The sequence below is a fragment of the Klebsiella sp. CN_Kp113 genome (genome assembly GCF_040064585.1).
GTDB classification, from domain to species: Bacteria; Pseudomonadota; Gammaproteobacteria; order Enterobacterales; family Enterobacteriaceae; genus Klebsiella; species Klebsiella michiganensis.
Genome location: NZ_JBEAID010000027.1, coordinates 78,323 through 102,987, shown reverse-complemented (window position 1 = coordinate 102,987; position 24,665 = coordinate 78,323). Strand labels below are relative to the sequence as shown.

Sequence of the window (24,665 nt, the reverse complement as noted above, 5' to 3'; positions counted from 1 at the left end):
CGATGACGGCAGATTTACAGTCTGCTCCCTTTGGCCGCTCGGGAACCCCACCAGGGGTAATTCAAATTTTGAGGTCAAGCTGAGAGATGGTGGTGGGGGAAGGATTATTCGTCGCTTCGCTCCTCACCCTTCGGGCCGTTGCCTGCGGCAACGTTGTCTCGCTTTCGCTCGACTCGAACCTTGGTCGAAGATTCTCACCCTTCCCGATAAGTGCAAACATCGTTTACGTTCATCGGTATTACCACAACAACGTGGTAAAGAATGGTGGTGGGGGAAGGATTCGAACCTTCGAAGTCGATGACGGCAGATTTACAGTCTGCTCCCTTTGGCCGCTCGGGAACCCCACCAGGGGTAATTCAAATTTTGAGGTCAAGCTGAGAGATGGTGGTGGGGGAAGGATTATTCGTCGCTTCGCTCCTCACCCTTCGGGCCGTTGCCTGCGGCAACGTTGTCTCGCTTTCGCTCGACTCGAACCTTGGTCGAAGATTCTCACCCTTCCCGATAAGTGCAAACATCGTTTACGTTCATCGGTATTACCACAACAACGTGGTAAAGAATGGTGGTGGGGGAAGGATTCGAACCTTCGAAGTCGATGACGGCAGATTTACAGTCTGCTCCCTTTGGCCGCTCGGGAACCCCACCACGGGGTAATGCTATTTACTGGCCTGCTTCCTGCTGGAAGCGGGGCGCATCATATCAAATGAGACGCCCCTGTAAAGCATTCCTTTAGGGAAATGAAGCTGTTTGCCTGCTTTTTATCCGTAAAGGTGCAAAGCTAATCAATTCATTTCCCTGAGATTAAAGAATAATCGTCCGGTTACCGTAAACAAATACCCGCTGAGCAAGAACCTGATACAGCGCGCGGCTCAGAACGTTTTTTTCGACGTCGCGGCCAGCGCGCATCATATCTTCCGCGGTGTAGGTATGATCGACGTGAATGACGTCCTGCATAATGATTGGGCCTTCATCCAGATTATCGTTCACGTAGTGTGCGGTGGCGCCAATAATCTTCACCCCGCGGTCATAGGCCTGGTGATACGGACGCGCGCCGATAAAAGCCGGCAGGAATGAGTGATGAATATTAATAATTTTATTCGGGAAACGAGAGACAAACTCTGGGGTCAACACCCGCATGTATTTCGCCAGCACAACGTAATCCGGCTCAAGGGCGGCGATCGCGTCGCCCATCTGTTTATCATGCTCTTCGCGAGTTAAACCCTCATGGCTCACCAGCTGGAAGGGGATATCAAACCGTTCAACCAGCGAGCGCAGCGTTTCGTGATTGCCGATGACGGCGGCGATTTCTACGTCCAGGCCGCCGTAGTTAGCTTTCATCAGCAGATCGCCGAGGCAGTGCGCCTCTTTGGTGACCAGAATGACGACCCTGCGGCGCCCTGCTGGATTGAGTTCACGAATTGAACCTTCCGGCAGCGCGCTGTCGAGGTCCGCCAGCAGGATTGAATCATTGAAAATACCCTCGAGCTCGGTGCGCATAAAGAAGCGGCCGGTTCGGTGGTCAACAAACTCATTGTTCTGCACGATATTCAGTTCGTGCTTGTAGCAGATATTAGTGATACGCGCGATGAGGCCTTTCTGATCAGGGCAAATAGTGCGCAGTACTTTACGTTGTTGTGAATGCATCGCGGGGAAAATCCTGTAGTGTTTGCTATTTCTGCTGCTGGCTTACTGACCGCAGCATTTTTTAAATTTTTTACCTGAACCGCAAGGGCAGGGATCGTTACGACCGATTAGCGGTCGCGTGCCGTCAATATAATACCACTGTCCGTTTTCTTTTAAGAATCGGGATCGTTCAATAATGGCTCCGGAGCGGTTATCGTCAGCGTAACGAGCGATAAAGCTGACAAAGCCTTCATCCGGGTTCTTGCCCGTCTCGGCGGCAAAGACGGTGAGACCCTGCCACTGTGTGCGGGTAAAACCGTTTTCCAGGTCTGCGCGAAACTGCTGCGCTTGACAGGAGGGGTGCCAGGTTTTAATCAGATAGTCGGCGTCTTTCATAACAAACGCGCTATAGCGGGAGCGCATCAGCTGTGACGGATCTGGCGCCAGCTGCGCGCCAGCCAGATAAGGCTGACAACATGAGCTATACTCCAGAGCGCTGCCACAGGGGCATAATGGCGACAAAACGGCCTCCACAGGAAAAAGAAAGACGGCGCTACGCCGCCAAAGCGCATTATGTTAACTGAGGTATGGCGATGATGCCATGCCCGGAGTGGAAGGATATGTTTCGGTACTCATGAGAAAGCTTAAAATTGGCCTGGCGTTAGGGGCTGGCGCCGCTCGCGGGTGGTCGCATATCGGCGTGATTAATGCCTTACGGCGGACGGGTATCGACGTCGATGTTATCGCAGGGTGCTCCATTGGCTCGCTGGTCGGAGCGGCGTACGCCTGCAATCGGCTTCCGGCCCTGGAGAAATGGGTATGCTCCTTTAGTAACTGGGACGTACTGAAGTTAATGGATCTCTCCTGGCAACGGGGTGGCCTGCTGCGGGGCGAGCGCGTGTTTAGTCAATACCGCAAACTCATGCCCGTCAGCGAGATCGAGCGCTGCGAACGTCCTTTCGCGGCGGTCACAACGAATTTAAGCACCGGTCGTGAACTGTGGTTTACGGAAGGGGATCTGCATCTGGCGATCCGTGCGTCCTGCAGTATGCCGGGTTTGATGGCGCCGGTGATGCATAATGGCTACTGGCTGGTGGATGGCGCGGTGGTTAACCCCGTGCCGGTGTCTCTGGCTCGCGCCATGGGCGCGGATATCGTCATTGCCGTTGATTTGCAGCACGATGCGCATCTGATGCAGCAGGATTTGCTGTCAATGGAGGTGCCTCGTCCGGAGAGCGAGGAAGATTTTTCGTGGCATTCACGGCTGCGCACGCGCCTGGCGCGTATGACGTCACGTCGGGCGACGAGGGCGCCAACGGCGATGGAAATCATGTCGACGTCAATTCAGGTTCTGGAAAATCGCCTCAAGCGAAATCGTATGGCGGGCGACCCGCCTGATATCCTGATTCAGCCCTTTTGCCCACAAATCTCCACGCTTGATTTCCACCGGGCCGGCGAAGCTATCGCCGCCGGACATCTGGCAGTGGAAAAGAAAATGGATGAACTATTACCTTTAGTGCGTACCCCCGTGGAGCGCATTTGATGCATACTTAAGTAAATTCTGACAGGCGGTAGCGTGAATATCATGCCACTATTAAATTATCGTCAGTCAGGGGAGAGATCATGACGCAGCCATTGGCGGGAAAACAGATTCTGATAGTTGAAGACGAACCCGTTTTCCGCTCTCTTATGCACACCTGGTTAGCTTCACTTGGTGCGACCATCGTACAGGCGGAAGATGGTATAGATGCACTGCAAAAAATGGCGGAGTCAAAACCCGATTTGATGATTTGCGATATCTCCATGCCGCGAATGAACGGCCTGCAGCTGGTAGAACATGTGCGTAACCAGGGCGAGCAGTTGCCGATTCTGATGATTTCAGCGACGGAAAACATGGCGGACATCGCCAAAGCGTTGCGCCTGGGCGTTCAGGATATCCTGCTCAAACCGGTTAAGGATTTCGATCGCCTGCGAGAAACCGTGTATGCCTGCCTCTATCCCAATATGTTTAATTCGCGTGTCGAAGAAGAAGAGCGCCTGTTTGAGGACTGGGATGCGCTGGTAAGCGATCCTAGCGCGGCGTCGAGGCTGCTTCAGGAGCTCCAGCCGCCGGTGCAGCAGGAGATGTCGCGTTGCCGTATTCACTATCGCCAGCTTGTCTCTGTCGATAAGCCAGGGCTCGTGCTCGATATTGCGCCGCTATCAGAAAACGATCTGGCGTTTTATTGTCTGGATGTCACACGAGCAGGTGATAATGGCGTTCTGGCGGCCCTATTGCTGCGTGCGCTGTTTAATGGGCTACTGCAAGAGCAGCTCGCTCATCAGGGGCAGCGTTTGCCGGAGATGGGTAGTCTGCTAAAACAGGTTAACCAATTGCTGCGGCAGGCAAACTTACCCGGGCAATTCCCATTATTGGTAGGGTATTACCACAGCGGCTTGAAGAATTTAATTTTAGTCTCCGCGGGTTTGAATGGCACCTTGAATACGGGAGAACATCAAATTCAGATTAGTAATGGCGTTCCGTTAGGCACTTTAGGTAATGCATACCTCAACCAAATTAGTCAACGCTGCGCATCATGGCAGTGCCAAATTTGGGGGGCTGGCGGACGTTTACGCCTGATGTTGACCACGGAGTGAACAATTGTGCTTATTTTTAGGCTCGTGGGATTACCACGCGATCTTTTGTGGTGGTACTATCGCCGGGTTTAATGCGTAAAATTCCTAATTCGAAGATATCTAATCCTTTTCGGAACAGCTTTGACTGAGCAGGCTGATATACTCGATACCATATTATTAACGAGAAGTTTAAAAAACGAACAGTCCAGGAGATTTCAATGGCTGCGCTTAATTCAAAAGTAAGAAAAGCTGTCATCCCGGTTGCGGGATTAGGCACCAGGATGTTGCCCGCTACTAAGGCTATTCCGAAAGAAATGCTGCCGCTGGTAGATAAGCCATTAATTCAATATGTTGTTAACGAATGTATTGCCGCCGGGATTACCGAAATTGTTCTGGTTACGCACTCTTCGAAAAACTCGATTGAAAACCATTTCGATACCAGTTTTGAACTGGAAGCGATGCTGGAAAAACGCGTAAAACGCCAGCTGCTGGAAGAAGTCCAATCTATTTGTCCGCCGCACGTGACTATTATGCAAGTCCGTCAGGGGCTGGCTAAAGGTCTGGGCCACGCTGTGCTTTGCGCGCACCCGGTAGTGGGTGATGAGCCGGTCGCGGTTATTTTACCGGACGTTATCCTTGATGAATATGAATCCGATCTGTCTCGCGACAACCTGGCCGAAATGATCGCTCGTTTCGATGAGACCGGCGCAAGCCAGATCATGGTTGAACCGGTTGCTGACGTTACCGCATACGGCGTTGTCGATTGCAAGGGCCTGGCCCTGCAGCCGGGTGAGAGCGTACCGATGGTTGGTGTCGTCGAGAAACCGAAAGCGGACGTAGCGCCTTCTAATCTGGCGGTTGTCGGTCGTTACGTGCTGAGCGCGGATATTTGGCCACTGCTGGCGAAAACCCCTCCGGGAGCCGGTGATGAGATTCAGCTGACCGACGCCATCGATATGCTGATCGAAAAAGAAACGGTAGAAGCCTATCATATGAAAGGCAAGAGCCACGACTGCGGTAATAAGCTGGGTTATATGCAGGCTTTTGTTGAATATGGCGTACGCCACAAGTCCCTGGGCGCTGAATTTAAAGCCTGGCTGGATAAAGCCGTAGCGAAGTAATCGTTCGCGGCAGAATGCGAAACCGGGAGCGAGATTCGTTTCCCGGTTTTTTTATGCCCGCCCGGAACCGGTCCCGAATAACGGATAAAAAAAATCCCGCCGCAGCGGGATTTTTAAACGAACAGGATGGCTTATTACAGCAGGAAATCGTCCAGGGATTTACCTTGCTCATCCATCGCTTTCTTGATCACTGCCGGAGTACGACCCTGACCAGTCCAGGTTTTAGTTTCGCCATTTTCGTCAACGTAGCTGTATTTAGCCGGACGTGCAGCGCGCTTGGTTTTAGTTCCCGCTTTAACTGCCGCCATGGTGCTCAGCAGTTCATTAGGATCAATACCGTCAGCGATCAGCATTTCACGGTATTGCTGCAGTTTACGAGTGCGTTCTTCAATTTCCGCAGCCGCAGCGCTTTCTTCTTCACGACGTTCGTTAACGACAACTTCTAATTTTTCCAGCATTTCTTCGAGCGTTTCAAGGGTGCATTCTCTTGCCTGCGCACGAAGAGTACGGATGTTGTTCAAAATTTTAAGTGCTTCGCTCATTGTAGTAATCTCAAACTTATATTGTGGGGTGGTTTGTTGGACTAATAATAGAGCGATAAATTCAGATGTGCAATAGGGGAGAATGTAAGGAAGTCAAAATAACTTGTTATTTGTCTCGGGAATTAATTCATTTAACTTAAATTTTATGTGCGGGTTCACATCTTTTTCGCTTATAGGATGATGGAGAGGATAAGCTAAAACCCTGAGATAGTATGCTTTTTCCGATGCGCAGTGGGAAAAATTATACTTTGCATGGATAAATATCATTGTGGGTATTAGCGCAGCAGCGACGATGATGTTTAATATAAAACACTTGTCCAGCGCGGTTATAGCTATCCGAAAATGGCTGATAAGCACAAAAGGGCAATAGTGACGTCTGCGTGGCCGCCTGGGTCGTACGAATAGCAGGCATTACCATTCAATTAACAGGCTTAATCTTTCAGGTCTCCGCCGAGTGAACGTTCCCGGCAATACCCACACGGCGAGGGCTGATAGCGTGTGAATATATGATACAATTTTACTGCTAAAAAACACATTGATTGGGGTTACGCGGCCGATGGCACAACTTTATTTCTACTATTCAGCAATGAACGCAGGCAAGTCCACCGCTCTGTTGCAGTCATCATACAATTACCAGGAGCGAGGGATGCGCACGGTGGTTTATACGGCAGAGATTGATGACCGCTTTGGTTCAGGGAAAGTGAGTTCGAGGATCGGTCTCTCATCGCCGGCGCGGTTGTATAATACCCAAACTGCGTTATTTACCGACATTGCAGACGAACATAAGCGTCAACCCATCCACTGCGTATTAGTTGATGAGAGCCAGTTCTTAACCCGGGAGCAGGTGCGCGAGCTGTCCGAGGTGGTGGACCAGCTCGATATTCCCGTATTGTGCTATGGATTGCGGACAGATTTTCGCGGCGAACTTTTTACGGGCAGTCAATATTTGCTCGCGTGGTCCGATAAGCTGGTTGAATTAAAAACTATCTGTTTCTGCGGCCGTAAGGCGAGTATGGTTTTGCGCCTCGATCAGGAAGGTAGGCCGTACAATGAGGGGGAACAGGTGGTGATTGGCGGCAATGAGCGCTATGTATCCGTATGCCGTAAACATTATAAAGAGGCGCTGAGCGAAGGCTCTCTGACCGCGGTGCAGAACAAACAGCGCAGCTGCTAATACCCACCCTTTAAATCGTCTCAGGCGCTTTTACAGCGCCTTTTTTCATTTACTAAGCCTTTGGCACATGATTATACGTTTCGGCTGTCTGAGGCGTTTTGCCGGCTGCTGAACGACAGAGACAAAAAAGCCCCATCAAAAGATGGGGCTCAGCGTTACTGACTTTACGGCTGTGGAATTAAGCGGATTTTTTCGCTTTCTTCTCAGCTTTAGCCGGCGCGGCTTCTTTTTTCTCTTCCACGCCGCCTTCAACGTAATTACGTCCGTAGAAGGTATCCAGCAGAATCTGCTTCAGCTCGGCGATCAGCGGGTAGCGCGGGTTAGCGCCGGTGCACTGGTCGTCAAATGCGTCTTCAGACAGCTTGTCAACATGGGCCAGGAAGTCGGCTTCCTGCACGCCAGCTTCGCGGATAGACTTAGGAATACCCAGCTCAGCTTTGATTTCGTCCAACCAGCCAAGCAGTTTTTCGATTTTCGCTGCGGTGCGGTCACCCGGTGCAGTCAGACCCAGATGGTCCGCGATTTCAGCGTAGCGACGACGTGCCTGCGGGCGGTCGTACTGGCTGAATGCTGTCTGTTTAGTCGGGTTGTCGTTCGCGTTATAGCGAATAACGTTGCTGATCAGCAGGGCGTTCGCCAGACCGTGAGGAATGTGGAACTGAGAGCCCAGCTTGTGCGCCATTGAGTGACATACCCCGAGGAAGGCGTTCGCAAACGCGATACCGGCGATGGTCGCAGCACTGTGCACACGCTCACGCGCTACCGGGTTCTTAGAACCTTCGTGGTAGGACGCTGGCAGGTTTTCTTTCAGCAGTTTCAGAGCCTGCAGCGCCTGGCCGTCAGAGAACTCGGAAGCCAGTACGGAAACGTAAGCTTCCAGGGCATGAGTCACCGCATCCAGACCACCGAAAGCACACAGTGACTTCGGCATTTCCATGACCAGGTTGGCATCAACAATCGCCATATCCGGAGTCAGGGCATAGTCTGCCAGCGGGTATTTCTGACCGGTTGCGTCATCAGTAACAACGGCGAACGGCGTAACTTCAGAACCGGTACCGGAAGTCGTGGTGATGGCGACCATCTTGGCTTTCACGCCCATTTTCGGGAACTTGTAGATACGTTTACGGATATCCATAAAGCGCAGCGCCAGTTCTTCGAAGTGGGTTTCCGGGTGCTCGTACATAACCCACATGATTTTCGCCGCATCCATCGGGGAACCGCCGCCCAGCGCGATAATCACGTCTGGTTTGAAGGAGTTCGCCAGCTCAGCGCCTTTACGGACGATGGTCAGCGTCGGGTCAGCTTCTACTTCAAAGAAAACTTCAGTTTCAACGCCAGCCGCTTTCAGCACAGAGGTGATCTGGTCAGCATAGCCGTTGTTGAACAGGAAGCGGTCGGTCACGATCAGCGCGCGTTTGTGACCATCAGTAATCACTTCATCCAGCGCGATTGGCAGTGAGCCACGACGGAAGTAGATAGATTTCGGAAGTTTGTGCCACAACATGTTTTCAGCTCGCTTAGCAACGGTTTTCTTGTTGATCAGGTGCTTAGGACCAACGTTTTCAGAGATGGAGTTACCACCCCATGAACCACAACCCAGAGTCAGGGAAGGTGCGAGTTTGAAGTTATACAGGTCACCGATACCACCCTGAGAAGCAGGGGTGTTGATCAGGATACGTGCGGTTTTCATCAGCTGACCGAAGTAAGCAACGCGTTCTGGCTGGTTGTCCTGGTCGGTATACAGGCAAGAGGTATGACCGATACCGCCCATTGCCACCAGTTTTTCAGCTTTATCAACCGCGTCTTCGAAGTTCTTCGCACGGTACATTGCCAGCGTCGGAGACAGTTTTTCGTGGGCAAATGGTTCGCTTTCATCAACGTCGGTGACTTCACCAATCAGAATTTTGGTGGAAACAGGGACGGTGAAGCCAGCCAGTTCAGCGATTTTATACGCCGGTTGACCTACGATCGCGGCGTTCAGGGCGCCGTTTTTCAGGATGATATTCTGAACAGCCTTCAGCTCCTGACCCTGCAGCAGATAGCCGCCGTGGCTGGAGAAACGTTCGCGAACGGCATCGTATACGGAATCCACAACCACAACGGATTGCTCAGAAGCACAGATAACGCCGTTATCGAAGGTTTTAGACATCAGGACGGAAGCAACGGCACGCTTGATATCAGCCGTTTCGTCGATAACAACAGGCGTGTTACCTGCGCCTACGCCGATGGCAGGTTTACCGGAGCTGTACGCCGCTTTAACCATGCCCGGACCGCCGGTCGCAAGGATCAGGTTGATATCCGGATGGTGCATCAGCGCATTTGACAGTTCAACGGAAGGCTGGTCAATCCAACCAATCAGATCTTTCGGCGCACCGGCTGCGATAGCTGCCTGCAGTACGATATCAGCCGCTTTGTTGGTCGCATCTTTAGCACGCGGATGCGGAGAGAAGATGATGGCGTTACGGGTCTTCAGGCTAATCAGAGATTTAAAGATAGCGGTTGAAGTTGGGTTAGTGGTCGGGACGATACCGCAGATAATACCAATCGGCTCAGCGATGGTGATGGTACCGAAGGTGTCATCTTCAGACAGGACACCGCAGGTCTTTTCATCTTTATAGGCGTTATAAATGTATTCGGAAGCAAAGTGGTTTTTGATCACTTTATCTTCGACGATGCCCATGCCGGATTCGGCAACGGCCATCTTGGCGAGAGGGATTCGAGCATCTGCAGCGGCCAGAGCGGCGGCGCGGAAGATTTTGTCTACTTGTTCTTGAGTGAAACTGGCATATTCACGCTGGGCTTTTTTTACGCGCTCGACGAGTGCGTTAAGTTCAGCGACATTAGTAACAGCCATAATGCTCTCCTGATAATGTTAAACTTTTTTAGTGAATCAGTAGCTCGATTCGACAGTATAGACAGTGTGTTAACGGCTTGCATTTAAATGTTAACGTAAAGAATTTTGTGCTTCTGACTTCACCGATTGACTAAAAAAGCTTTTGTTTTTTCTTTCAGGTACCGCTGCTTTGCCTCCTCTTCTGGGTGTAAACAAGGTTACTCACTTCTGAGTACAATTTATGTGATCTAAATCAATAATCAGCCAAGCTGATACCTTTCAGCAGTTCATTTTTTGACCTGTTTGATCAAGTGTAATGATACGGTATGCTAATTAAAGACTTAAATAGCATTGCAGAAACAAATAACTAACATCCGAGCTTAAATTATGCACTTATGCGTCAACAGGGATGAATTATGCTTTCAAACAGCGTATCTTCTCGCGGATATTTTATGCTGGTAACTGTCAACAGCCATTTTTAATGATGCTGCGGAGCACCCTGTGATTCAATCATTGTTTGATTTTTCAGCCTACTTTAAATTTTTCATTGGGCTATTTGCGCTGGTAAACCCGGTTGGCATTATCCCGGTTTTTATCAGTATGACCAGCTACCAGACGGCGGCGGTGCGTAATAAAACCAATCTGACAGCCAACCTGTCGGTCGCCATCATCTTGCTCACGTCGCTGTTTTTAGGCGATGCGATCCTCCAGATCTTCGGTATTTCCATTGACTCCTTCCGTATTGCGGGTGGGATTCTGGTGGTCACCATCGCCATGTCGATGATCAGCGGCAAGCTCGGCGAGGATAAACAGAACAAGCAAGAAAAATCAGAAACGGCCATTCGTGAAAGTATCGGCGTCGTGCCGCTGGCGCTGCCCCTGATGGCGGGACCCGGGGCCATCAGTTCAACCATTGTCTGGGGCACGCGTTACCATAGCATCGCCCATTTTGTGGGATTTTCAGTTGCGATTGCGCTTTTCGCGCTGTGCTGCTGGGGCATTTTCCGTATGGCCCCCTGGCTGGTTCGCCTGCTTGGACAAACCGGCATTAACGTGATTACCCGTATTATGGGGCTGTTGCTGATGGCTCTCGGCATCGAGTTCATCGTTACCGGAATAAAGGCGCTCTTTCCTGGCCTTGTGAATTAACCTGTGTTGCCGCGCGGAACAACGTGTTCCGCGTTTGCGCATTATCAGCAAAACATATCAAAAAAAGTGATTTATCGACCTGCAATACTATTTTCTAATGTTTTGATATTGTTATTTATTATCAATAAGTTATCCATTTCATTTGCCACGAGTGCGGCCTTTTACCCACATTAATCACTGTTATTTTCCTCACACCATTCTCTGGTGCTTGCCGTCTGATAATCGAAATGATATTAGTAATTTCACTCATGAAGCAGATGAATGTGCTAAATAATAAGCGATTGTTAATTTTTCGTACAAAAAAGCATCTATTCGGCGATGCAGGGCACATAGTGCGAGACATTTATACTAATTGATTGATAAATAGAATATTAATCATTTCTGGCATGCGCGAGGGGTGATAAATCTTCGCCGCCAGAAGGCCACAAAAGAGAATCCGGTAACATATTTGCAAATTGCATTGGCGGACAATAAAGCGTTTTGGTACTTTCCGGCGTGATCTTTAGCGGAATATGTACGCAAATGAGAATTTTTATTATATAGCCCATCGGGACTACATCGCCCCCGGACAGGGGGGCAAGAATCGACGTCAAGACTGCCGTTTGAGCGGTCGTAATAAATAAGTCGGTGATAGCAAGCAGTACTCTCTGACAGCAGCATAAACTCCTGCACTGTTCAGAATCCAGAAAAGAGAAAACAGGCTGGTTAAATAGCCAGTAATTATAATGATTGGAGTAACAAACACATGACCATCATCACGAAAAAAAGCCTGGTTGCCGCAGGAGTCCTCTCTGCGTTAATGACCATCAACGCCGCCGTTGCGGCAGATGTACCGGCAGGGGTACAGCTGGCGGACAAACAAACGCTGGTACGTAACAATGGCTCCGAAGTGCAGTCTCTCGATCCGCACAAAATTGAAGGCGTGCCGGAGTCCAATATTAACCGCGATTTGTTTGAAGGGCTGCTGGTGAGCGACCTGGACGGCCATCCGGTCGCGGGCGTTGCGGAAAAATGGGACAACAAAGATTTTAAAGTCTGGACCTTCCATCTGCGTAAAGATGCAAAGTGGTCCGACGGCACGCCGGTCACGGCACAAGATTTCGTTTATAGCTGGCAGCGTCTGGCGGATCCGAAAACCGCGTCTCCTTATGCAAGCTATCTGCAGTATGGCCATTTAGCCAACGTTGATGACATTATCGCCGGGAAAAAACCCGCGACCGATCTGGGCGTAAAAGCGCTGGACGATCATACCTTTGAAGTGACCCTCAGCGAGCCGGTGCCGTATTTCTACAAACTGCTCGTTCACCCATCCGTTTCACCCGTACCTAAATCCGCTATTGAGAAATTTGGTGACAAATGGACCCAGCCGGCCAATATCGTCAGCAATGGTGCGTATAAATTAAAAGATTGGGTTGTTAACGAACGCATTGTTCTGGAGCGTAATACCAACTACTGGGATAACGCCAAAACCGTGATTAATCAGGTCACCTTCCTGCCGATTTCTTCTGAAGTCACCGACGTCAACCGCTACCGCAGCGGCGAAATCGATATGACCTATAACAACATGCCGATCGAACTGTTCCAGAAACTGAAAAAAGAGATCCCGAAAGAAGTTCACGTCGATCCGTATCTGTGCACTTATTATTACGAAATCAATAACCAGAAAGCGCCATTTACCGACGTTCGCGTGCGTACTGCGCTGAAGATGGCGCTGGATCGCGACATTATTGTCAATAAAGTGAAGAATCAGGGCGACCTGCCAGCCTACAGCTATACGCCGCCGTACACCGATGGCATGAAGCTGATTGAGCCTGAATGGTTCAAGTGGTCGCAGGAAAAACGTAATGAAGAAGCGAAAAAATTGCTGACCGAAGCTGGCTATAGCGCTGATAAGCCGCTGACTTTCAATCTGCTCTATAACACGTCCGATCTGCACAAAAAACTGGCTATCGCGGTGGCGTCTATCTGGAAGAAAAACCTCGGCGTAAACGTGAAGCTGGAAAATCAGGAATGGAAAACCTTCCTCGATAATCGCCATCAGGGCACCTTTGATGTTGCGCGCGCCGGCTGGTGTGCGGACTACAACGAACCGACCTCCTTCCTTAATACGATGCTGAGCGACAGCTCAAACAATACCTCGCATTATAAGAGCCCGGCTTTCGACAAGATTATCGCTGAAACGCTGAAAACCAGCGATGACGCGAAACGCGCGGACCTTTACGCGCAATCTGAGCAGCAGCTGGATAAAGACTCCGTCATCGTACCGGTCTTCTATTATGTCAACGCCCGTTTGGTTAAACCGTGGGTCGGTGGCTATACCGGCAAAGATCCGCTGGATAATACGTATACAAGAAATATGTACATTGTGAAGCACTAATGGCAATACGTGGGGCAGGCGTTACCGCTTGCCTCACGGTGTCTTATTTCATCGCACTATTGAAGGCACACGCCAGAAGGTACGGGCAATGTTAAAATTTATCTTACGTCGCTGTCTGGAAGCGATTCCGACGCTATTTATTCTTATTACTATCTCTTTCTTCATGATGCGTCTTGCGCCGGGAAGCCCCTTTACCGGTGAACGCACGCTGCCGCCAGAAGTCATGGCGAATATTGAAGCAAAATACCATTTAAATGACCCCATCATGACCCAGTACTTCAATTATCTGAAGCAGCTGGCGCACGGTGATTTCGGTCCTTCCTTTAAATATAAAGATTACTCGGTCAACGATCTGGTGGCGTCCAGCTTCCCGGTGTCCGCCAAATTAGGCTTCGCCGCGTTTTTTCTCGCGGTGGTGCTTGGCGTGAGTGCCGGGGTGATTGCGGCATTGAAGCAAAATACGAAATGGGACTTTGCCGTAATGGGGGTGGCAATGACCGGGGTTGTGATACCGAGTTTCGTGGTCGCGCCCTTACTGGTCATGATATTTGCCATTACGCTGCACTGGCTGCCGGGCGGCGGATGGAACGGCGGGGCGCTGCAATATATGATTTTGCCTATGGTGGCTCTGTCCCTGGCCTATATCGCCAGTATCGCGCGTATTACCCGCGGCTCGATGATCGAAGTGCTGCACTCTAACTTCATTCGCACCGCCCGGGCAAAAGGCTTACCGATGCGCCGCATTATTCTGCGTCACGCGTTAAAGCCCGCGCTGCTGCCGGTGCTCTCCTATATGGGACCCGCGTTTGTCGGCATTATTACCGGCTCGATGGTCATTGAAACCATTTATGGCCTGCCGGGAATTGGTCAACTGTTCGTCAACGGCGCGCTGAACCGCGACTACTCGCTGGTACTTAGTCTGACCATTCTGGTTGGCGCATTGACCATCCTGTTTAATGCGATTGTTGACGTGCTGTATGCCGTTATCGATCCGAAGATCCGTTACTAACGCTGGGGTTCGCCATGATGTTAAGTAAGAAAAACAACGAGGCGCTGGAAAACTTCAGTGAAAAGCTGGAAGTCGAGGGGCGCAGCCTCTGGCAGGACGCCCGCCGCCGCTTTATGCATAACCGTGCCGCGGTTGCCAGCCTGATTGTGCTGGTGATCATTGCGCTCTTTGTCACCATCGCGCCGATGGTATCGCAGTTTTCCTATTACGATACCGACTGGGGCATGATGTCCAGCGCCCCGTATATGGAGTCCGGACACTACTTTGGGACCGACTCCTCGGGCCGCGACCTGCTGGTGCGGGTGGCGATCGGCGGACGTATCTCGCTGATGGTCGGCGTGGCTGCAGCGCTGGTGGCGGTGATTCTGGGGACGCTTTACGGGTCGCTTTCCGGCTATCTGGGCGGCAAGGTGGATTCAGTGATGATGCGCCTGCTGGAAATCCTCAACTCCTTTCCGTTTATGTTCTTCGTCATCCTGCTGGTGACCTTCTTTGGCCAGAATATCCTGCTGATTTTCGTTGCCATTGGGATGGTCTCCTGGCTGGATATGGCGCGTATCGTTCGCGGTCAGACCCTAAGCCTGAAGCGAAAAGAGTTTATTGAAGCCGCGCAGGTCGGCGGCGTTTCAACCGGCAATATCGTTATCCGCCATATCGTGCCTAACGTGCTTGGCGTGGTCGTGGTGTACGCCTCCCTGCTGGTCCCGAGCATGATTCTGTTTGAATCCTTCTTAAGCTTCCTCGGCCTGGGTACCCAGGAGCCGTTAAGTAGCTGGGGCGCGCTGCTCAGCGATGGCGCGAACTCAATGGAAGTGTCGCCGTGGCTGCTGCTGTTTCCTGCCGGTTTTCTGGTGGTAACGCTGTTTTGTTTTAACTTTATCGGCGATGGCCTGCGTGATGCCCTCGACCCGAAAGACCGCTAAGGAGCGCCGACATGAGTACGATGGAAACGGCGAAAGCGCCGCAGGCAGCACAACAATCCGGATTGCTTCTGGATGTGAAAGATCTCCGCGTCACCTTTGCGACTCCCGATGGTGATGTGACTGCGGTCAACGATCTCAATTTTAATCTACGGGCCGGGGAAACCTTAGGCATCGTAGGCGAGTCCGGTTCCGGTAAGTCGCAAACCGCTTTTGCGCTGATGGGCCTGCTGGCCGCCAACGGCCGTATTGGGGGGTCAGCGACCTTTAACGGGAAGCAGATCCTTAACCTCCCGGAGCGCGAGCTGAATAAGCTGCGCGCCGAGCAGATCTCAATGATTTTTCAGGACCCGATGACGTCGCTTAATCCGTATATGCGGGTAGGCGAACAGCTGATGGAAGTCCTGATGCTGCATAAAGCGCTGAGCAAAGCCGAAGCCTTTGAAGAGTCGGTGAAAATGCTGGATGCGGTCAAAATGCCCGAGGCGCGCAAACGGATGAAAATGTATCCGCACGAGTTTTCCGGCGGGATGCGCCAGCGCGTCATGATTGCGATGGCGCTGCTGTGCCGGCCTAAGCTGCTGATTGCCGATGAGCCGACAACGGCGCTGGACGTAACCGTGCAGGCGCAAATAATGACATTGCTTAATGAGCTCAAGCGCGAGTTCAATACGGCGATCATTATGATTACCCACGATCTCGGCGTCGTCGCCGGGATCTGCGATAAGGTGCTGGTGATGTACGCCGGACGCACGATGGAATATGGTCAGGCGCGCGACGTCTTCTACCATCCCTCTCATCCTTATTCTATTGGCCTGCTCAATGCGGTCCCGCGCCTGGATGCGGAAGGCGACGCCCTGTTAACGATTCCGGGCAACCCGCCGAATCTGCTGCGTCTGCCGAAAGGCTGTCCATTCCAGCCGCGTTGCCCGCACGCGATGGAGATTTGCAACAGCGCTCCGCCTCTGGAGGAGTTTGCGCCGGGCCGCCTGCGCGCCTGCTTTCAACCGGTGGGGGATTTGCTATGAACGCCGTAACGGAACAAAGAAAAGTCCTGCTCGAAATCGCCGATCTGAAAGTACACTTTGATATTAAAGACGGCAAACAGTGGTTCTGGCAGCCGTCGAAAACGCTGAAAGCGGTAGATGGCGTAACGCTGCGTCTGTATGAAGGGGAAACGCTGGGCGTGGTCGGGGAGTCCGGATGCGGAAAATCGACCTTCGCGCGCGCCATCATCGGTCTGGTGAAGGCCACCGACGGTAAAGTCGCCTGGTTAGGCAGAGATTTGCTGGGGATGAAGGCCGACGAGTGGCGCGACGTGCGCAGCGATATTCAGATGATCTTTCAGGATCCGCTGGCGTCGCTAAATCCGCGCATGACTATCGGGGAAATCATCGCCGAGCCGCTGCGCACCTATCATCCCAAAATGCCGCGTCAGGAAGTTCGCGATCGCGTTAAGGCGATGATGATGAAAGTGGGGCTGCTGCCGAACCTGATTAACCGCTATCCGCATGAATTCTCCGGCGGCCAGTGCCAGCGTATCGGTATTGCCCGTGCGCTAATTCTTGAACCGAAGCTCATTATCTGCGATGAGCCGGTGTCAGCGCTGGACGTGTCGATTCAGGCGCAGGTAGTGAATCTGCTGCAGCAGCTGCAGCGGGAAATGGGACTGTCGCTGATTTTTATCGCCCACGATCTGGCGGTCGTGAAGCATATCTCCGATCGCGTGCTGGTAATGTATCTTGGCCATGCCGTGGAGCTCGGCACCTATGATGAGGTGTATCATAATCCGCTGCATCCCTATACCAAAGCGCTGATGTCGGCGGTGCCGGTTCCGGACCCTGATAAGGAAAAGAATAAAACGATCCAGCTTCTGGAGGGGGAATTGCCATCGCCGATTAACCCGCCGTCGGGATGCGTATTCCGCACCAGATGCCCGATTGCCGGGCCGGAGTGCGCTAAGACGCGACCGGTGCTGGAGGGCAGTTTCCGCCATGCGGTTTCCTGCCTGAAGGTGGACCCGTTATAATCTCAGGGGCTGACGTTAGTCAGCCCTTTTTTTAGCGAGGTTAACGTGGCTTTTCATATTCATGCCGCTCGTCTGCGGCTGTATCATTTACTCTTCGATCAAAACCGACGATCCGGTCGGCATTTCGAGGGACTTTGCGGCGTATTTGCCCTGCTTAGCGTGCTGGTGATATTTATCGAGTCCGGGCTCGGAACGCAATATCATCTGACCTTAGACGAATGGCATATTTTCGTCTGGCTCGAACTTGTCGTGACGGCGGTTTTTACCTTTGAGTATTTTCTGCGCATTATCAGCTGGCCGAATCCGCTAAAGTATATTTTCAGCTTCTGGGGCATTATTGACCTGGCTACCATTTTACCGCTTTACGTTATGTGGCTGTGGCCCGAGATCAGTATTGAGTACGTGTTTGCCTGGCGGGCCATGCGCGCTATCCGCGCGTTGCGTATCCTTAAGCTGCTGCGCTTTATGCCGTCGTTGAATATTTTCTGGGCCGCTATCGTCAGCGCTCGCCACCAGCTGATCCTGTTCTATTCTTTTATTGCCATCGTCATGGTGATCTTTGGCTCCCTGATGTATCTGGTTGAGGGGCCGCGATACGGTTTTACTACGCTAAACGCGTCGGTTTACTGGGCGATAGTGACGATAACCACGGTAGGGTATGGCGATATTACGCCGCATACGCCGCTGGGGCGAATTTTGGCCTCCATTCTTATCTTGATTGGCTACTCGATTATTGCGATCCCCACCGGCTTAATTACCAGCCATATGACCACCGCATTTCAGAATCGCCGGACTCAGCGCCAGTGTCCGCATTGTCAGCATAACGTTCATGAAAAAGACGCTCGCTACTGCAACGCTTGCGGCAGCGAACTGCCTGAATAACTAAAAAAGCCTGCCCTGGTTAACTCAGGCAGGCTTCTTCTTTTATATATAAGCTATTTGCTTAAGAAAGAGCTTATTCGCGCCACAGGATATGACAGAGCTTGTGGTCTTTTTCACGGCACAGCAGCACGCGCGCAAAAATATCGTTAATTTCGCCGCCATCTTCATCGGCCAGACCAATGACCACTTCAGCAAAGAAGTCAGGGTTGAGGTCAAAATCGACGTGCTCTTCCCAGTCAGGCGCCGGATCGAAGAGCTCGGCGCCGCCGCGTTCTTCAAACTGCAGGTTGAACAGAATGACATCCGCCGGATCGAGGTTGTCGACGGCCAGTTCGAGGAAAATGTCGTAAGCCTGTTCAAGCGTTTCGTCTTCGGTCAGGCGATTGTTTAAATCCATATCCATGATTGCTACCCATTAAACATCTGATTGGCACGTTTTACAGCAACGGACTGAAGAAGTAAAACAGTCGCTCGGCGATCCGCTGCCACAGCGGACGTTTTAACCACAGCCTGGCGTCCAGCAGGCGCGAGCGGGAGATGTAATCATCCTGCACCGCGGCCAGATCGCTGCCAAATCCGGCATCGTCAATCACCAGCGTAATCTCGAAGTTGAGCCACAGGCTGCGCATATCGAGGTTAACTGTGCCCACGAGGCTAAGTTCACCGTCAACCAGCACGCTCTTAGTATGCAGCAGACCGCCTTCAAACTGGTAAATCTTTACCCCGGCAGCCAGCAGCTCGGTAAAGAAGGCGCGACTGGCCCAGCCCACCAGCAGCGAATCGTTCTTGCGCGGCAGGATGATGCTGACATCGACGCCGCGCTGGGCGGCGGTACAGATGGCATGCAAAAGGTCGTCGCTGGGCACAAAGTAGGGGGTCGTCATGATCAAATGCTCTTTGGCCGCGTAGGCGGCCGTGAGCAGAGCCTGATGGATCAAATCTTCCGGAAAGCCCGGGCCCGAGGCGATAGTGTGAATCGTGTGCCCGCTGGCCTCTTCGAACGGCATAATGTTCGCGTCCGGCGGCGGAGGCAAAATACGTTTGCCGGTTTCAATCTCCCAGTCGCAGGAGTAGACAATGCCCATCGCTGTCGCTACCGGACCTTCCATTCGCGCCATCAGATCGATCCACTGGCCAACGCCGGAGTCCTGCTTAAAGAAACGCGGGTCGACCAGATTCATACTGCCGGTATAGGCAATATAGTTATCGATCATGACCATTTTACGATGCTGACGCAGGTCCATACGGCGCAGAAAAACGCGCATCAGGTTGACCTTCAGGGCTTCGACGACTTCAATGCCGGCATTACGCATCATGGCGGCCCAGGGACTACGGAAAAACGCCACGCTCCCGGCGGAGTCGAGCATCAGCCGGCAGTGTACGCCGCGCCTTGCCGCCGCCATCAATGACTCGGCGACCTGATCGGCCATGCCGCCGGGCTGCCAGATATAGAACACCATCTCAATATTGTGACGAGCGAGCTGGATATCGCGGATGAGCGCCTGCATGACGTCATCGGATTCGGTGAGCAGCTGGAGCTGATTGCCTTTGACGCCGCCAATGCCCTGCCGACGTTCGCAGAGCTTGAACAAGGATTCCGCGACCGGACTATTCTCCTCGGCAAAGATATGCTTGCAGGCTTTGAGGTCCTTTAACCACTTGGCCGTTGAGGGCCACATGGCCCGCGCGCGTTCGGCGCGGCGTTTACCCAGATGCAGTTCGCCAAAAGAGAGATAGGCGATAATGCCCACCAGGGGAAGAATATAAATGACAAGCAGCCATGCCATCGCTGACGGGACCGCGCGCCTTTTCATTAATATCCGTAATGTTACACCGGCGATAAGTAGCCAGTAACCGAGTATAACCAGCCAGTTCACCACCGTGTAAAAGGTTGTCATAGATGAAAAATCCTTTTGAATGACTTGATAACATGAGTTTACGCATCATCATCCATCTGGCAAATAAAAACGCAGCGAAAGCGTTGGTTAGCCAGATTCATCGGTCTATAATGCAGGCTGTTTTTACTTGTAGAGTAGTTGCAATGAAGCGTAGTAGAACGGAAGTAGGGCGCTGGCGCATGCTTCGGCAGGTGAGTCGCCGTAAAGCACGCTGGCTGGAAGGCCAGTCGCGTCGTAATATGCGCATCCTCTCCATCAGAAAGGAGCTGGTTAAACGGCAACGTCACTCGCTGCTGTTCACCTTCTCTGAATGTTGAGAGTCGAAACAAAAGGCACCGCTCGCGGTGCCTTTTGTTTTATCAGCGTTTCGTTCTTAGCATACATTCTTATACTGTCATCTCTCTTTCTTCTGCCGGCGAAACCCGGTTTCTCGCGGGCTCCTGCGTTATTGTTTGCATCAGCAGCGGCGGGCAGGAAGTCGCATCGCGCCATACCTCATAAGACTGGCCCAACGCGTATAAACGCAAAAAACGGGAAGTGCCATGCATCAACACATGCTACTTATAATGTCCGTAAGGCTTCTATTATTGAGAGGTATCTATGAGTCAACTTTTTAGTCCGGTGCGAATCGGTAAGCTGGAACTTGAGAACCGTATTGTCATTGCGCCAATGTGCCAGTACTCCGCCGACAATGGCAAGGCCACGGCATGGCATCGTATCCATCTTGGACAACTGGCTTTTTCCGGTGCGGGCTTACTGATTATCGAAGCCAGCGCTGTAGAGCCCGCCGGACGCATTACCCCGGCTGATCTGGGCTTATGGAATGACGAAACGGAAGCCGCATTACGCACCGTGCTGAACGATATCCGCCAGTACGCTTCAATCCCCATCGGTATCCAGCTGGGCCATGCCGGACGAAAAGCCTCTTCCGCAGCCCCCTGGCTGGGGGGATACCAGCTGGCGCATGATTCTGGCGGATGGGACACGGTTGCGCCATCAGCGCTGGCCTATGGTGAAGGTGAACGTCCTCCGGTTGAGCTTACTCAGGACCACATGAAACGCATCAAGCAGTCATTCGTAGACAGCGCCAGACGCGCTGAGCGGATGGGTATTGAATTGATTGAACTGCATGCCGCGCATGGTTACCTGTTGCACCAGTTCCTTTCACCGCTCAGTAACCAGCGTACCGACGAATACGGCGGCTCGCTGGAGAACCGTTTGCGTTTTCCGCTCGAGATATTCCGGGCCATCCGTGAGGCCGTCAGTCAGGACATCGCGGTGGGCGTCCGACTTTCAGCAACAGACTGGGTGGATGGCGGCTGGGATAACGCACAATCGATTATCTTCAGCCAGCAGCTTGAGGCGCTTGGCTGCGACTATATTCATGTTTCCAGCGGCGGGCTGTCGCCTCATCAGGCGATTCAGGTGGGGCCCGGCTATCAGCTGCCGTTCGCGCGTGAAATCCGCGAGAAGGTGAATATCCCGGTGATCGGTGTGGGTCTGGTGACGGAAGCGCAGCAGGCGGAAGAGGCGCTACAAAATGGCGACGCCGACCTCATCGCCATTGCCCGCGCCGTGCTCTACAATCCGCACTGGCCATGGCATGCCGCGGCAGCGCTGGGCGCTCAGGTGAGCGTTCCGCCGCAGTATCTTCGCTCAGAACCGCATGGTCTTAAGGGAACGCTGAAGTCCAACAGGTAATTAACCATAGAAAGTCGGCGGTGCTGATGCACTGCCGGCAAATGGCTATCATCAGGGCGCGACCTAAAGAGATCGGAATGCAGAACCGGGGAAGTGGAGAGACATAAGGATGGCGACCATTCCGTACACGCGTACTTAGAAACGTCCTCTAATGAACGATCGCCATAGATTAAATTTTAACCGCGTTCTTATTGCTTAAGCATTTTATATGCTAAAACACCTTTTTATACGGTTTCACCGAGACTTTCTGATAAACCCCTGCGGCGATATAGGGATCGTCATTAGCCCATGATTGCGCCGCTTCCAGCGATTCAAATTCCGCAATGACCGTTGAGCCGGTGAAGCCCGCCGCGCCGGGTTCATTACTGTCTACGGCAGGCATTGGGCCGGCGGTCAGTAAACGACCTTCATCATGTAATAATTGCAAACGCGCCAGATGGGCGGGACGTACCGATGTCCGTTTTTCCAGAGAGTCGGCGATATCTTCAGCGTAGATAACGTAAAGCACGGCATGGCTCCTTATCAATAAATTGGCGAATCACGTTAAGTGAAACCGTCGTTGACTGCAATGCAAAGATGATCACGATCCCCAGAATGCCACGTCCCGGGGGCTTTTTGTCAGAAAACAGGGCAAATTTTGATACAAGCCAACAACCCTAGTTGAATATGATTGCTATTTGCATTTAAAATCGGGGCATCATTTTTCAACAGAAACGACTATGAGCGCAATGACCTTTGATTTACCTCGCCGCTTTCCGTGGCCTACGCTACTGTCTGTGGTTATCCACGGCAGTGTTATCGCGGGGTTGCTCTATACTTCGGTACATCAGGTTATTGAACGGCCGGCACCCTCACAGCCCATTGAAATCACTATGGTGGCCCCGGCAGATCTGGAACCGCCTCAGGCGGCTCAGCCGGTCGTTGAGCCCGTTGTTGAACCGGAGCCAGAACCGGAACCGGAAGTGATGCCTGAACCGCCAAAAGAGGCGCCGGTTGTTATCCATAAACCAAAGCCAAAACCGAAGCCAAAGCCTAAACCGAAGCCGGAAAAAAAGGTCGAACAACCGAAGCGTGATGTAAAACCGGCGGAAACGCGCCCGGCCTCGCCGTTTGAAAATACCAATACGGCGCCGGCGCGCACCGCGCCGAGCTCCTCAACCGCGACCGCTAAACCCACCGTGACGGCGCCTTCCGGGCCTCGGGCGCTAAGCCGCGGAGAGCCGAGCTATCCGGCTCGTGCCCAGGCGCTGCGTATTGAAGGAAGCGTACGGGTTAAGTTTGACGTCACGCCGGACGGGCGCGTGGACAACGTGCAGATCCTCTCCGCCCAGCCTGCCAATATGTTTGAGCGTGAAGTGAAAAACGCTTTACGTAAGTGGCGCTATGAACCGGGTAAACCGGGAACCGGCATTACCATGACCATTCAGTTCCGTCTGAAAGGCGTACAAATTAGCTAACCCTTAAAAACAAGGCCCCTTACGGGGCCTTATCCATGAACACCTCATCAAGCGCTTTCTGCGCCGTCACCAGATGCTGTCCGCCAAACAGAATCGCCCGATTCAGCAGCGTATAGAGCTGGTAGATGGGCTGCCGCTCGAGAAAGCCGGACGGCAGCGGCGATACGGACTGATAGCCGTCATAGATTTGCGGCGGCTGTTCCGGATGCAGCGGGAGCATCGCCAAATCGCATTCGCGATCGCCCCAGTAGCAGGCAGGGTCGAAAATATAGGGCCCGTTTGGCCCGAGCGCGCAGTTACCGGACCATAAGTCACCGTGAAGCAGCGACGGCTGCGGCTGATGACTGCTTAGCCGTTGCTGAACAATATCAACAAGATGATCGATATCACCAAAATGCAGGCCTTTCTCGGCGGCGAGTTCCAGCTGCCAGCCGATGCGCTGTTCGGCAAAGAACGTGGACCAGCGACGCTGCCAGGCGTTCGGCTGGGGAGTGGTGGAGAGGTCGTTGTCAAAATCCAGACCAAACTGCGGTTGGTCGCTCCACTGATGTAAATGGGCGATTTGCTGGCCTAACAGGAAAGCGTTGTGCGCATCCAGCGGGCGAGGAGGGAGGTATTCCATCACCAGAAAGCTGTAATCTCGATCGCTGCCGACGGCAAAAACCTGCGGTACGTTCACCGTTTTACTGCGCGACAGCAGCTCAAGCTGGTCAGCCTCGGCCGTGAAGATGGGTAACAGCTCGCGTTCGTCGCATTTTACGAAGTAATCTCGCCCGCCATAGCGTAAATGCCAGGCAGCGTGTATCTCTCCACCGGGTAGTTCGTTTCGCAGTTCGATTTCAGCTGCTTCGGTATGCAAATCGCGTAACAAATTGCTGATAGCTTGCCACATGCCGTCTCTCCCCATGTTTTCCAACATTTCATAAGGTTAGCGCATAAACCCGGCGTAAAACTCGAACTGACGCACAACTGGACGTTTTCCGTTGCGTCAATCGCACTTATTGAGCTTTTAACCACTCGCTGAATGTGACCACGGTGACGTCGACGGGTCTTCCCAGCGCGGTTTCGGCTAAACCTGCGCTTAAGGCGTTGACTTCCTCGGCATTCTGCATAGAAAGCAGGCCGAAGGTGTTGGTGCCGAGCTCGTGGACGTTCCCTTCATCATCGTTTAAGACGAGGGTAAATCCGGCGCGGGTGAGGTGATTACTGAGTTCGTTAATTTCGGTTAACGTCTCTTCGTGAAAACGAACCGTGACGACCCAGGCAATAATTTCGCTACTCATTTTTCACCCCGTTGTTATCCATGGCATTTTTAGCATAGACCATCATGCTGATTT

Annotated in this window: 23 protein-coding genes, 2 tRNA genes and 2 other RNA genes; 14 read left to right on the top strand and 13 right to left on the bottom strand. The window is 52.3% G+C overall.

The features are described from left to right. Positions 1 to 87: 87 nt before the first annotated feature. The 6 genes from ABLV30_RS18940 to ABLV30_RS18915 form a co-directional block, all read right to left on the bottom strand. Positions 88 to 219: non-coding RNA, RtT sRNA (locus tag ABLV30_RS18940), on the bottom strand. A 43-nt stretch (positions 220 to 262) separates the two neighbouring features. Beyond that, positions 263 to 347 (bottom strand) — tRNA-Tyr (locus ABLV30_RS18935). 35 nt (positions 348 to 382) lie between these two features. After that, a non-coding RNA gene (locus tag ABLV30_RS18930) (RtT sRNA) lies at positions 383 to 514 on the bottom strand. Positions 515 to 557: 43 nt separating this feature from the next. Further along, positions 558 to 642 (bottom strand) — tRNA-Tyr (locus ABLV30_RS18925). Positions 643 to 798: 156 nt separating this feature from the next. Next, positions 799 to 1,641: a formyltetrahydrofolate deformylase gene (purU, locus tag ABLV30_RS18920; RefSeq protein WP_004121732.1), complete on the bottom strand. Its 843-nt coding sequence runs from the start codon at positions 1,639 to 1,641 to the stop codon at positions 799 to 801. Positions 1,642 to 1,683: 42 nt separating this feature from the next. Continuing rightward, positions 1,684 to 2,142 carry a YchJ family protein gene (locus ABLV30_RS18915; RefSeq protein WP_014229741.1) on the bottom strand — a complete coding sequence of 153 codons (459 nt, stop codon included), beginning with the start codon at positions 2,140 to 2,142 and terminating at the stop codon, positions 1,684 to 1,686. A 112-nt stretch (positions 2,143 to 2,254) separates the two neighbouring features. Here ABLV30_RS18915 and rssA point away from each other — a divergent pair, with 112 nt between their 5' ends. From rssA to galU, 3 genes are all read left to right on the top strand, one after another. After that, positions 2,255 to 3,163 (top strand): patatin-like phospholipase RssA, encoded by a 909-nt coding sequence (rssA, locus tag ABLV30_RS18910; RefSeq protein WP_025108236.1) that lies wholly within the window; start codon positions 2,255 to 2,257, stop codon positions 3,161 to 3,163. An 80-nt stretch (positions 3,164 to 3,243) separates the two neighbouring features. After that, a complete protein-coding gene (gene rssB, locus ABLV30_RS18905) occupies positions 3,244 to 4,257 on the top strand; it encodes a two-component system response regulator RssB (RefSeq protein ID WP_025108235.1) in 1,014 nt (337 codons plus the stop codon). Between the two features lie 197 nt (positions 4,258 to 4,454). Next, entirely contained in the window at positions 4,455 to 5,357 is a 903-nt protein-coding gene (gene galU, locus ABLV30_RS18900) for a UTP--glucose-1-phosphate uridylyltransferase GalU (protein WP_004851836.1), read from the top strand. A 134-nt stretch (positions 5,358 to 5,491) separates the two neighbouring features. Here the strand turns inward: galU and hns are convergent, their stop codons facing one another. After that, complete coding sequence (gene hns / locus ABLV30_RS18895; protein ID WP_004121719.1) at positions 5,492 to 5,899, bottom strand: histone-like nucleoid-structuring protein H-NS; 408 nt, start codon at positions 5,897 to 5,899, stop codon at positions 5,492 to 5,494. Positions 5,900 to 6,455: 556 nt separating this feature from the next. On the opposite strand from hns, the gene tdk reads away from it, so the two are divergent. Continuing rightward, complete coding sequence (gene tdk, locus ABLV30_RS18890; protein ID WP_025108233.1) at positions 6,456 to 7,073, top strand: thymidine kinase; 618 nt, start codon at positions 6,456 to 6,458, stop codon at positions 7,071 to 7,073. A gap of 178 nt (positions 7,074 to 7,251) precedes the next feature. Here the strand turns inward: tdk and adhE are convergent, their stop codons facing one another. Next, entirely contained in the window at positions 7,252 to 9,927 is a 2,676-nt protein-coding gene (gene adhE, locus ABLV30_RS18885) for a bifunctional acetaldehyde-CoA/alcohol dehydrogenase (protein WP_004132197.1), read from the bottom strand. 480 nt (positions 9,928 to 10,407) lie between these two features. Here adhE and ABLV30_RS18880 point away from each other — a divergent pair, with 480 nt between their 5' ends. The 7 genes from ABLV30_RS18880 to ABLV30_RS18850 all read left to right on the top strand — a co-directional run bounded on the left by ABLV30_RS18880 (position 10,408) and on the right by ABLV30_RS18850 (position 18,272). Beyond that, complete coding sequence (locus ABLV30_RS18880; RefSeq protein WP_004851832.1) at positions 10,408 to 11,055, top strand: YchE family NAAT transporter; 648 nt, start codon at positions 10,408 to 10,410, stop codon at positions 11,053 to 11,055. A 745-nt stretch (positions 11,056 to 11,800) separates the two neighbouring features. Continuing rightward, positions 11,801 to 13,432, top strand: a complete 1,632-nt coding sequence (gene oppA, locus ABLV30_RS18875; protein ID WP_025108232.1) for an oligopeptide ABC transporter substrate-binding protein OppA — start codon at positions 11,801 to 11,803, stop codon at positions 13,430 to 13,432. Between the two features lie 88 nt (positions 13,433 to 13,520). Then, positions 13,521 to 14,441 carry an oligopeptide ABC transporter permease OppB gene (oppB, locus tag ABLV30_RS18870; protein WP_004851825.1) on the top strand — a complete coding sequence of 307 codons (921 nt, stop codon included), beginning with the start codon at positions 13,521 to 13,523 and terminating at the stop codon, positions 14,439 to 14,441. Between the two features lie 14 nt (positions 14,442 to 14,455). Continuing rightward, positions 14,456 to 15,364: an oligopeptide ABC transporter permease OppC gene (oppC, locus tag ABLV30_RS18865; RefSeq protein WP_187228055.1), complete on the top strand. Its 909-nt coding sequence runs from the start codon at positions 14,456 to 14,458 to the stop codon at positions 15,362 to 15,364. Between the two features lie 11 nt (positions 15,365 to 15,375). After that, positions 15,376 to 16,389: an ABC transporter ATP-binding protein gene (locus ABLV30_RS18860; RefSeq protein WP_004851823.1), complete on the top strand. Its 1,014-nt coding sequence runs from the start codon at positions 15,376 to 15,378 to the stop codon at positions 16,387 to 16,389. Continuing rightward, a complete protein-coding gene (gene oppF, locus ABLV30_RS18855; RefSeq protein ID WP_004851821.1) occupies positions 16,386 to 17,390 on the top strand; it encodes a murein tripeptide/oligopeptide ABC transporter ATP-binding protein OppF in 1,005 nt (334 codons plus the stop codon). Before ABLV30_RS18860 ends, oppF begins: the two co-directional genes overlap by 4 nt. 45 nt (positions 17,391 to 17,435) lie before the next feature. Next, a complete protein-coding gene (locus ABLV30_RS18850; RefSeq protein ID WP_029946974.1) occupies positions 17,436 to 18,272 on the top strand; it encodes an ion transporter in 837 nt (278 codons plus the stop codon). A 73-nt stretch (positions 18,273 to 18,345) separates the two neighbouring features. Here ABLV30_RS18850 and ABLV30_RS18845 read toward each other — a convergent pair whose 3' ends face one another. Together ABLV30_RS18845 and cls are read right to left on the bottom strand one after the other, a co-directional pair. Further along, positions 18,346 to 18,675: an HI1450 family dsDNA-mimic protein gene (locus tag ABLV30_RS18845; protein WP_004103097.1), complete on the bottom strand. Its 330-nt coding sequence runs from the start codon at positions 18,673 to 18,675 to the stop codon at positions 18,346 to 18,348. Between the two features lie 34 nt (positions 18,676 to 18,709). After that, positions 18,710 to 20,170: a cardiolipin synthase gene (gene cls, locus ABLV30_RS18840; protein ID WP_009653730.1), complete on the bottom strand. Its 1,461-nt coding sequence runs from the start codon at positions 20,168 to 20,170 to the stop codon at positions 18,710 to 18,712. Positions 20,171 to 20,313: 143 nt separating this feature from the next. Here cls and ABLV30_RS18835 point away from each other — a divergent pair, with 143 nt between their 5' ends. Continuing rightward, positions 20,314 to 20,487, top strand: a complete 174-nt coding sequence (locus ABLV30_RS18835) for a YciY family protein (protein WP_004851815.1) — start codon at positions 20,314 to 20,316, stop codon at positions 20,485 to 20,487. A 283-nt stretch (positions 20,488 to 20,770) separates the two neighbouring features. Beyond that, a complete protein-coding gene (locus tag ABLV30_RS18830; RefSeq protein ID WP_048262493.1) occupies positions 20,771 to 21,871 on the top strand; it encodes an NADH:flavin oxidoreductase/NADH oxidase in 1,101 nt (366 codons plus the stop codon). A gap of 211 nt (positions 21,872 to 22,082) precedes the next feature. Here ABLV30_RS18830 and ABLV30_RS18825 read toward each other — a convergent pair whose 3' ends face one another. Further along, complete coding sequence (locus ABLV30_RS18825; RefSeq protein WP_004103089.1) at positions 22,083 to 22,379, bottom strand: YciI family protein; 297 nt, start codon at positions 22,377 to 22,379, stop codon at positions 22,083 to 22,085. A 211-nt stretch (positions 22,380 to 22,590) separates the two neighbouring features. Here ABLV30_RS18825 and tonB point away from each other — a divergent pair, with 211 nt between their 5' ends. Next, positions 22,591 to 23,328 (top strand): TonB system transport protein TonB, encoded by a 738-nt coding sequence (tonB, locus tag ABLV30_RS18820; protein WP_048262491.1) that lies wholly within the window; start codon positions 22,591 to 22,593, stop codon positions 23,326 to 23,328. 19 nt (positions 23,329 to 23,347) lie between these two features. Here tonB and ABLV30_RS18815 read toward each other — a convergent pair whose 3' ends face one another. Next, positions 23,348 to 24,220, bottom strand: coding sequence for a fructosamine kinase family protein (locus ABLV30_RS18815; RefSeq protein ID WP_004851808.1), 873 nt, complete (start codon positions 24,218 to 24,220; stop codon positions 23,348 to 23,350). Between the two features lie 106 nt (positions 24,221 to 24,326). Then, a complete protein-coding gene (gene ghoS, locus ABLV30_RS18810) occupies positions 24,327 to 24,611 on the bottom strand; it encodes a type V toxin-antitoxin system endoribonuclease antitoxin GhoS (RefSeq protein ID WP_009653733.1) in 285 nt (94 codons plus the stop codon). Positions 24,612 to 24,665: the final 54 nt, after the last annotated feature.

What these genes read in the sequence shown, in the direction of transcription:
- purU (WP_004121732.1), bottom strand. Translation starts at nt 1,641, where the DNA reads ATGCATTCACAACAACGTAAAGTACTGCGCACTATTTGCCCTGATCAG.
- rssA (WP_025108236.1), top strand. Translation starts at nt 2,255, where the DNA reads ATGAGAAAGCTTAAAATTGGCCTGGCGTTAGGGGCTGGCGCCGCTCGC.
- rssB (WP_025108235.1), top strand. Translation starts at nt 3,244, where the DNA reads ATGACGCAGCCATTGGCGGGAAAACAGATTCTGATAGTTGAAGACGAA.
- galU (WP_004851836.1), top strand. Translation starts at nt 4,455, where the DNA reads ATGGCTGCGCTTAATTCAAAAGTAAGAAAAGCTGTCATCCCGGTTGCG.
- hns (WP_004121719.1), bottom strand. Translation starts at nt 5,899, where the DNA reads ATGAGCGAAGCACTTAAAATTTTGAACAACATCCGTACTCTTCGTGCG.
- tdk (WP_025108233.1), top strand. Translation starts at nt 6,456, where the DNA reads ATGGCACAACTTTATTTCTACTATTCAGCAATGAACGCAGGCAAGTCC.
- adhE (WP_004132197.1), bottom strand. Translation starts at nt 9,927, where the DNA reads ATGGCTGTTACTAATGTCGCTGAACTTAACGCACTCGTCGAGCGCGTA.
- oppA (WP_025108232.1), top strand. Translation starts at nt 11,801, where the DNA reads ATGACCATCATCACGAAAAAAAGCCTGGTTGCCGCAGGAGTCCTCTCT.
- oppB (WP_004851825.1), top strand. Translation starts at nt 13,521, where the DNA reads ATGTTAAAATTTATCTTACGTCGCTGTCTGGAAGCGATTCCGACGCTA.
- oppC (WP_187228055.1), top strand. Translation starts at nt 14,456, where the DNA reads ATGATGTTAAGTAAGAAAAACAACGAGGCGCTGGAAAACTTCAGTGAA.
- ABLV30_RS18860 (WP_004851823.1), top strand. Translation starts at nt 15,376, where the DNA reads ATGAGTACGATGGAAACGGCGAAAGCGCCGCAGGCAGCACAACAATCC.
- oppF (WP_004851821.1), top strand. Translation starts at nt 16,386, where the DNA reads ATGAACGCCGTAACGGAACAAAGAAAAGTCCTGCTCGAAATCGCCGAT.
- ABLV30_RS18845 (WP_004103097.1), bottom strand. Translation starts at nt 18,675, where the DNA reads ATGGATATGGATTTAAACAATCGCCTGACCGAAGACGAAACGCTTGAA.
- cls (WP_009653730.1), bottom strand. Translation starts at nt 20,170, where the DNA reads ATGACAACCTTTTACACGGTGGTGAACTGGCTGGTTATACTCGGTTAC.
- ABLV30_RS18835 (WP_004851815.1), top strand. Translation starts at nt 20,314, where the DNA reads ATGAAGCGTAGTAGAACGGAAGTAGGGCGCTGGCGCATGCTTCGGCAG.
- ABLV30_RS18830 (WP_048262493.1), top strand. Translation starts at nt 20,771, where the DNA reads ATGAGTCAACTTTTTAGTCCGGTGCGAATCGGTAAGCTGGAACTTGAG.
- tonB (WP_048262491.1), top strand. Translation starts at nt 22,591, where the DNA reads ATGAGCGCAATGACCTTTGATTTACCTCGCCGCTTTCCGTGGCCTACG.
- ABLV30_RS18815 (WP_004851808.1), bottom strand. Translation starts at nt 24,220, where the DNA reads ATGTGGCAAGCTATCAGCAATTTGTTACGCGATTTGCATACCGAAGCA.
- ghoS (WP_009653733.1), bottom strand. Translation starts at nt 24,611, where the DNA reads ATGAGTAGCGAAATTATTGCCTGGGTCGTCACGGTTCGTTTTCACGAA.